Annotated in this window: 6 protein-coding genes and 1 pseudogene; 2 read left to right on the forward strand and 5 right to left on the reverse strand. The window is 72.0% G+C overall.

Going from position 1 to position 8,137, the window contains the following annotated elements:
- Positions 1–12: 12 nt before the first annotated feature.
- Positions 13–555, reverse strand: coding sequence for an NUDIX domain-containing protein (locus ABZY11_RS40905; protein ID WP_356484031.1), 543 nt, complete (start codon positions 553–555; stop codon positions 13–15).
- 315 nt (positions 556–870) lie between these two features.
- Between ABZY11_RS40905 and ABZY11_RS40910 the strand changes: the two are divergent.
- Positions 871–4,298: pseudogene (locus ABZY11_RS40910) on the forward strand (phosphodiester glycosidase family protein).
- A gap of 89 nt (positions 4,299–4,387) precedes the next feature.
- On the opposite strand, the gene ABZY11_RS40915 reads toward ABZY11_RS40910, so the two are convergent.
- The 4 genes from ABZY11_RS40915 to ABZY11_RS40930 form a co-directional block, all read right to left on the reverse strand.
- Positions 4,388–4,798, reverse strand: a complete 411-nt coding sequence (locus ABZY11_RS40915; RefSeq protein ID WP_356484032.1) for a PTS fructose transporter subunit IIA — start codon at positions 4,796–4,798, stop codon at positions 4,388–4,390.
- A complete protein-coding gene (gene dhaL / locus ABZY11_RS40920) occupies positions 4,795–5,409 on the reverse strand; it encodes a dihydroxyacetone kinase subunit DhaL (protein ID WP_356484033.1) in 615 nt (204 codons plus the stop codon). The genes ABZY11_RS40915 and dhaL overlap by 4 nt, the downstream gene beginning before the upstream one ends.
- Before the next feature lie 46 nt (positions 5,410–5,455).
- Positions 5,456–6,448, reverse strand: coding sequence for a dihydroxyacetone kinase subunit DhaK (gene dhaK, locus ABZY11_RS40925; RefSeq protein WP_356484034.1), 993 nt, complete (start codon positions 6,446–6,448; stop codon positions 5,456–5,458).
- A 98-nt stretch (positions 6,449–6,546) separates the two neighbouring features.
- Positions 6,547–6,717 (reverse strand): hypothetical protein, encoded by a 171-nt coding sequence (locus ABZY11_RS40930; protein WP_356484035.1) that lies wholly within the window; start codon positions 6,715–6,717, stop codon positions 6,547–6,549.
- Positions 6,718–7,678: 961 nt separating this feature from the next.
- On the opposite strand from ABZY11_RS40930, the gene ABZY11_RS40935 reads away from it, so the two are divergent.
- Positions 7,679–7,921: a hypothetical protein gene (locus ABZY11_RS40935; RefSeq protein WP_356484036.1), complete on the forward strand. Its 243-nt coding sequence runs from the start codon at positions 7,679–7,681 to the stop codon at positions 7,919–7,921.
- Positions 7,922–8,137: the final 216 nt, after the last annotated feature.

Below are 8,137 nucleotides of genomic sequence, written 5' to 3' on the forward strand. Positions count from 1 at the left end.
GATGACGCCCGGTCAGGACCCGTCCTGACCGGGCGTCACCCGCCCGCCCGTCACGTGTTCCCGCAGCCGGTCGAGGAAGACCCGCTGTCCCGTGACGAGCCGCTCCGCCGCCTCCCGGGGCGTGCACCAGGCGAACCGGTCGACCTCCGGGAACTGCCGCAGCACGCCCGACCCCCTCGGCCACTCCATGGCGAACGTCCCGGGGACGGCCGCCGCGGCATCGAGATCCGCCTCCAGCGCCCACACCGTCACCGTCTTGCCGCCCGACTGACGTGCCTCTCCCAGCGCCACCCACTCACCGTCCGGCGCCGGATGCCCGAACTCCTCCTCGAACTCCCGCCGGGCAGCTGCCTCGGGCTCCTCGTCGACGCCGTACTCCCCCTTGGGGATCGACCACGCCGCGCTCTCGCGGCCCGCCCAGAACGGGCCGCCCATGTGCCCGATGAGCACCTCGAAACCGGCGTCGTCGTCCGCGGCCGCATCGTCCACGGCCCCGTCCGGCCGGCGAAACAGGAGAAGGCCCGCACTGCGCCTGGCGCGCTTCTGAGATGGCATGCCGTCAAGTCTGCGTCCCGGCCGCGGTGCACCACGGCGGACGACACTCCCTTTCCCGGTGATCATGGCCGTCATCGAGCCGACGCGTCCTGTTCGCCGTGAGGTTCCCGATGCCCCCTGGTGCGCGGTCGCGCGCGCGGCCATGCTGTCCGCCGACAGCGCCGTTCGCCCGGACCGGGCCGCGCAACCATCGGGAATCAAGGAGGACTTGTGGGCCTTGGCATAGTCGGCAGGACAACCGGACCGCGCGGGAGCGCGGCGCGAGGACGTGGAACGGTCGCACGTCCGCTCGTGCTGCTCGCGACGGTGTCCGCCATGACCGTCGGCGCGATCTCTCCAGCACTCGCCGATTCGACCCCCGACCCACGTCCCCGCACCACCGCCGAGATCCTCAGACCGGTCGCCCCACCACCGGCGAGCAACCCGGCGGGGACACCCCGATCGGTCGCGGACGGCGACGGCATCGAGACCGCACGTACCTCCCGCCCGATCGCCCCGGGGGTCCGCCTCAGCTCCTACGACCGGCTCGAATCCGACAAGTGGCTGCGGGTCGACAGTCTCTCGGTCGACCTCGCGGGCAGCGGCGTACGCGCCGACTACCTCTCCTCCGGCAAGGTCTCCGAGCGGCACACCGTTTCCGAACTCGCCGCCGGACACGACGCGGGTCGCGGCCGCCGCACCGTCGCCGCCATCAACGCCGACTTCTTCGACATCAACCAGACCGGCGCGCCCGAAGGGATCGGCATCAAGGACGGGGCCACGGTCCAGTCGCCCGCCCCCGGGATCAACCGGGCCGTCGGCATCGACGCCGACAGCGCGGGCCGCATCCTGAACCTGTACTTCGAGGGGACGCTCACCCTGCCCGCCGGGCAGCGGCCGCTGGCGGCGTACAACGCGGCCAATGTGCCGGCCGGCGGAGTCGGCGCGTACACCTCCGCCTGGGGAACCGCCGGCCGCGCCCTGACCGTGGACAACGCGACCCCGGTCGCCGAAGCGGTCGTACGGGACGGCAAGGTCGTCTCCGTCTCGCACACCCCCGGATCGGGGGCCCTCCCCGACGGCACCACCGTCCTGGTCGGCCGTGAAGCCGGAGCCGTCGCACTGGACGCCCTGAAGCCCGGCGACCCGGTGTCCCTCACCTACCGGGCCCGCACCGACAGCGGGGCCGTGCCGCGCACCGCGGTCGGCGGCCGGGAACTCCTCGTCGTCGACGGAGTCGCGCAGAACCACGACGGCGAGGGCAACAACACCGCCGCACCCCGCACCGCCGTCGGGTTCTCCAAGGACGGCCGGACCATGCAGATCCTCACCGTCGACGGGCGACAGGCAGACAGCGGCGGTGTCACCCTCACCGAACTCGGCCTGATGATGCGGCGCGCCGGCTCGTACAGCGCACTCAACCTGGACGGCGGCGGATCGTCGACCCTCGTCGCCCGCGAACCCGGCAGCGACGCGCTGCGGGTGGAGAACAGCCCGTCCGACGGCAGCGAACGCACCGTCCCCAACGGCCTCGCCCTCACCGCCCCCGACGGCAGCGGACGGCTGAAGGGCTACTGGGTCCGGCCCCGCACGCCCGCCGGCTCCGCGCCGGGCGTCGACCCCGTCAGGGGCGGCCACCCCGACCGGGTCTTCCCCGGCCTCACCCGACGCCTCACCGCGACCGGATACGACGAGACGTACGGACCAGCGCAGGGCACCCCGCGCTGGCGCACCGCACGGGGATCGGTCGGTACGGTCGACGGCGACGGACTCTTCACCGCACGCCGCAGCGGCACCACGGACGTATCGGCCGCGCGCGGACCGGCGCACGGCAGCACTGCTCTGACCGTCCTCGACGAGCTGGCCCGGATCGAGCCCACCACCCAGCGGGTGGGCCTCGCCGACGCCGGGGCCACCGGCACGTTCGGCATCGTCGGGCTCGATGCCCACGGCACCAGCGCCCCCGTCGAGCCGCGCGACATCGCGCTCGACTACGACCGCGCCCTCTTCGACATCCGCGACGACGGACAGGGCTCCTTCACCGTCGCCTCACGCACCGGCTCCGGCGCCGGACGGATCAAGGCGACCGTCGCGGGCACCACCACCGTCCTCGCCGTCAGCGTCGGTCTCACCGAGCAGGCCGTCTCCTCCTTCGACGACGCCGGGTCCTGGAAGTTCAGCCAGGCCGGGCGGACGGATCGCTGGCGGCCACGCCCGACGGCCACACCGGCACCGGACTGAAGCTCAGCTACGACTTCACCCGGTCCACCGCCACCCGCGCCGCCTACGCGGCGCCGCCCCAGCCGGTCACCGTGCCCGGCCAGCCCCAGTCGTTCAAGCTGTGGATCAAGGGCGACGGCCGGGGCGCCTGGCCTACCCTGCACCTCAAGGACGCCGCCGGCTCCGACCAGCTGCTGCGCGGACCGTACGTCACCTGGAACGGCTGGCGGCAGGTCACCTTCGCCGTGCCGGCGGGAGCCGCCATGCCGCTCTCCGTCTCCCGCTTCTACCTCGCGGAGACCGCGGCGGCCAAGCAGTACACGGGCGAGATCGTGATCGACGACCTCACCGCCCAGGTTCCGCCCACCGTCGACCTGCCCGAACAGGCCGCTCCCGCCGACCCGTTGATCGACCCGGCGGCCGTGACCGAGCACCGGGACTGGCGGTTCGCGGTGATGTCCGACGCCCAGTTCGTCGCCCGCGACCCGGACAGCGCGATCGTCACCCAGGCCCGCCGCACCCTGCGCGAGATCAAGGCGGCGGCCCCGGACTTCCTGGTCATCAACGGGGACCTCGTCGACGAGGGATCGCCCGCGGACCTGGCGTTCGCCCGGCGCATCCTCACCGAGGAACTCGGCGACTCGCTGCCCTGGTACTACGTGCCGGGCAACCATGAGGTGATGGGCGGCAGGATCGACAACTTCATCACCGAATTCGGGCCCGCCCAGCGGACGTTCGACCACAAGGGCACCCGCTTCGTCACGCTCGACACCTCCGGCCTCAGCCTGCGCGGCGGCGGCTTCGCCCAGATCGAGCAGCTGCGCGCCCAGCTGGACGCGGCGGCGAAGGACCGGACCGTCGATTCACTCATGCTCATCGAGCACGTGCCGCCGCGCGATCCGACCGTGCAGAAGGGCAGCCAGCTGAGCGACCGCAAGGAGGCCGCCCTGGTGGAACAGTGGGTCGCCGACTTCCGCCGTACGACCGGCAAGGGCGCGGCCTTCATCGGCAGTCACGTGGGGGTCTTCCACGCCTCGCACGTCGACGGAGTGCCGTATCTGATCAATGGCAACTCCGGCAAGGCACCGGCCGGGCCCGCGGACGACGGCGGCTTCACCGGCTGGTCGCTGATCGGAGCCGACCGCGTCAGTTCCGGAGCACAGGCCGCGGCGCGGCAACGGCCGTGGCAGGGCGGGCCCGACTGGGTCTCCGTACAGACCCGCGCACATGTGGACGCGTTGCAGATCGACGCGCCCTCGGCGCTCGGCACCGGAAGCCGTACGAAGGTCACCGCGACCGTCACCCAGGGGACCCGGAGCGTCCCGGTCGGCTTCCCGCTGGCCGCGGACTGGACCGGCTCCCCGAACGTCCACATCGGCGACCGGAGCGGCGTCCGGCACCGCCACACGGCGGTCTTCGACCCGTCCACCGGCACCCTGACCGCACTCCGGCCGGGCACGATCACACTCGCCGTGACGGTCAACGGCACGACACAGCAGGCGCAGATCAGGATCGGGGCGGCCGGGTCCGCGTCGGCGGCCTGACGGACCGAGAGCCCGTCCGGCCCTGATCCGCCGGACGGGCTCCGGGGCCGCTCCGCAGCCACGACACAATGCGGGGCGGCCCCGTCCGCCTACAGCTTGCGGTACCCGTACGCCTCCGAGGCCGCGGCCTCCACCGCCGCGATGTCACCGCCCGCCGAAGCGGTGACCACGGCCGCCACGGCGCCCTCCACGAACGGCGCGTCCACCAGCCGCGAGCCGTCCGGCAGCTCGTCGCCCTCGGCCAGCATCGACTTGACCGTGAGCACCGCGCTGCCCAGGTCGACCAGCAGCGCGACACCCGCGCCGGAGTCCACCGACCTGGCAGCCTCGGCGATCATTTCCGCACTCGTCCCGAGGCCACCCGCAGGGGTGCCACCGGCGGCGGCCACTGGAGCCGTGGCGCCGCCCGCGGCAAGGCCCTTGGCCAGCTCGGCGACGGACTCGGCCACCGGGCCGCTGTGCGAGACCAGCACGATCCCGACCTGATTCCCGTCACTCACGCGTCGCTCCCGTCCGCCGCTCCGGTATCGGCCAGCGCGGCGATCAGCAGGGCCGAGGACGTCGCCCCGGGATCCTGATGACCGATGCTGCGCTCACCCAGGTAACTCGCCCTGCCCTTTCGGGCCAGCATCGGCACCGTCGCCAGCGCTCCCGCATCGGCCGCCTCCCGGGCCGCCCCGAACGAGGTGCCGAGCGTCTCGGCGGCCGGCAGCAGCGCATCGAGCATCGTCTTGTCCCCGGCCTGCGCCCCGCCGAGCTGTGCCACGGCCGCGACGCCCACCCCGACCGCCTCCGCCAACTGCTGCGGGGTCACGGCGGGGGCGTCGCCCAGGGCCTTTCCCGTACGCCGCAGCAGCGTCCCGTACAACGGGCCCGAGGCACCGCCGACGGTCGAGATCAACTGCCGTCCGGCCAGCATCAGTACGGCCCCCGGAGTCTGCGGCGGCTCCTTGTCCAGGGCCGCGGTCACCGCCGCGAACCCGCGCTGCATGTTGCTGCCGTGATCGGCGTCCCCGATCGCGGAGTCGAGGTCGGTGAGATGGTCCGCCTCACGGCTCACCAGAGCCGCGGCCGCGGTCATCCAACGGTGGAAGAAGTCGGCGTCGAGCACATGATCTCCTTGTCGCTCCAACAGGACAGGGTGCGGTACGGACGGATCAACGGCCCCAGCGCAGCGCGGGCGTCTCCACCGGCGCGTCCCAGAGCCGCAGCAGCTCCTCGTCCACCTGGCAGAGCGTCACCGAGCAGCCCGCCATGTCCAGCGAGGTCACATAGTTCCCCACGAGCGTACGAGCCGCGACGACGCCCCGCTCGGACAGCACCCGCTGGACCTCGGCATTGAACCCGTACAGCTCCAGCAGCGGGGTCGCACCCATTCCGTTGACCAGCACGATCACCGGTCCGGTCGGCCGCAGGTCGTCCAGCACCGCGTGCACCGCGAAGTCCGCGATCTCCCGCGAGGTCATCATCGGCCGCCGCTCCCGCCCCGGCTCGCCATGGATGCCGATCCCGAGCTCCAGCTCACCCGGCGGCAGATCGAACGTGGGGGAGCCCTTGGCCGGCGTGGTGACGGCTCCGAGAGCCACCCCGAAACTCCGCGACGCCTCGTTCACCTGCCGGGCGACGGCCTCCACCCGCTCCAGCGGCGCACCCTCGTCGGCCGCCGCCCCGGCGATCTTCTCGACGAACAGGGTGGCGCCCGTGCCCCGCCGCCCCGCCGTGAAGAGACTGTCGGTCACCGCGACGTCGTCATTGACCAGTACCTGGGAGACCCGCATGCCCTCGTCCTCGGCGAGCTCCGCGGCCATCTCGAAGTTCAGTACGTCACCCGTGTAGTTCTTGACGACGAACAGCACCCCGGCCCCGCTGTCGACCGCGGCGGCGGCCCGCACCATCTGGTCCGGCACGGGCGAGGTGAACACCTCTCCGGGGCAGGCCGCGGAGAGCATCCCGGGCCCGACGAATCCCGCATGCAACGGTTCGTGCCCGGAACCGCCGCCGGAGACGAGCGCCACCTTCCCGGCCACGGGCGCGTCGCGTCGTACGACGACCCGGTTGTCGACATCCACGGTCAGCTCGGGGTGGGCGGCGGCCATACCGCGCAGTGCGTCCGCGACAACGGTTTCGGGGACGTTGATCAGCATCCTCAACGGTATCTCCTAGCGAGGTGGGAAGGTCTGGCACCGAGCAGGGTTCACCCGGGTCGGGCTGGACTCGCCGAGTCTCTGCCGACTCTACTGATGGCGTATCACGTTGTGTCGGAGGCAGCTGAACGGATGTCCGGCCGGGTACGGGAGTCCGCTTGCTCAGCGGATTCCGGAACCGGGAAGCCCCAGCTCTCTTCGATCTCGACGAGCGGCGCGTGCTGGTACCAGGTGCAGAAGACCTGGATCTCGCGGTCGTCACGGGTGAACGTCACCCGGACCCACTGCGCGGTCTTTCACACCTGCATCTGCCATCCGACTCGGGAGTCGGGAAATCCGCGGGGCGCCGACCGACGGCTTCCCGCTCGTGTTGTTCTTGTTGCTGCCGGGCGCGGAACCGCTGGGTGCCGGGGACTTCCCGGGGCGTTGTGTGAAGGAGGGCTGCGGCTTCGCCTCCTCGCCCGCGACGCGTGCCGTGTCCGAGATCGGGAGGGCGCGGGGCGGGTCGTACGCGGTACCCGACAGCACCGTGTGGACACCCCACCAGGACAGCGTGACCGTGGCTCTGTGGAGAGCGCCCAAGCTATGCCGTGTCTCAGTCCTCATCGCATCGCGGACCATATTGCACCATCTGAGTCTGCGCCAGATCTGAGGGGGAGCGACCCATTGTTTTGCGTACGGTCCTGCCGTGAGTACACGTCCTCGCGTTCCGCCCGCACCACGCCCGACGCGACTCGTCCGCACTCTTCAACAGGGTTGAAACAAGCGGGTGTTGGAGCGGATGGTGGTCGTGGTGCGGTGCGCGACGGACTTGTTGGCTTGCGGCCGTGGCCCCTCTGTCCTCGGAATCAAAACCGATCGCCTTCGATGCCAGCGGGTTCGAACGGCTCGACGAGAGCCGGTGGTTCGACCCGCGGGCACGCGACGTGGTGGTGCTGAGCACACGGCAGACCCTGCCGCGCGGTCCGGTGTGGCTGGACGGGATCGATGTGCTGCGCCGGGTGCTCGCACGGACCCGCGCCGCCACCGGAACGCTGCTCCAAGCGGACGCGGTCCGGCTCGACGGCACCCCGGCGCTGTACACGCCGGTGGCCGAGCGACTGCCCAATTCGTCGACAGGACGCCTGTTCCGGGCCTCGTTCGTGCTCGCCAAGGCGAATCGCACGGCCGTGCCGACCGGACAGTTCGAGGAGTGGGACATCACCTGGGTGTCGCTGGGCCTGCACCTGAATGTGTGTGACTGCCTCTACGTACGCGTCCTCGGCGGCATGCCTCGGGGGCGCCGAATACGTACCGGGCGGCAGCCTGCGGGACCGGATCGACGAGGCGGAGCGCCGGCTCCGAGGTGCGGCGGAGCAGGGCGAAGAGACGGGGATGCCGGCGCTCGGCATGGTGCTGCGGGCCGCCGAGAAGGGTTCGGCGAAGGCCGGAGCGCATCTGCGCCGAATACGGACGGGCGGCCGAGGGCCGTCGGTGTGACCGGGCCACGAACGGCTCCCGGACGGGCAGGCCCGAGGCCGGTCCGATGCGGCTCTCCGACGTCCGGCGCCGCCGGAGCGGGTACCGGGGCCACCGTCCGGAGCGCCGCCCTTCGCGTCGTACCCGTTCCGTCGCCGTGCTGTCAGACGCCTGCTGCCCGCGCCGCCTCGTACACCTCGGCGGCCACATCGATCAGCTCCGCGGCGTCGCGTGTCG

The organism is Streptomyces sp. NPDC006510 (assembly GCF_040611955.1).
Lineage (GTDB): Bacteria > Actinomycetota > Actinomycetes > Streptomycetales > Streptomycetaceae > Streptomyces.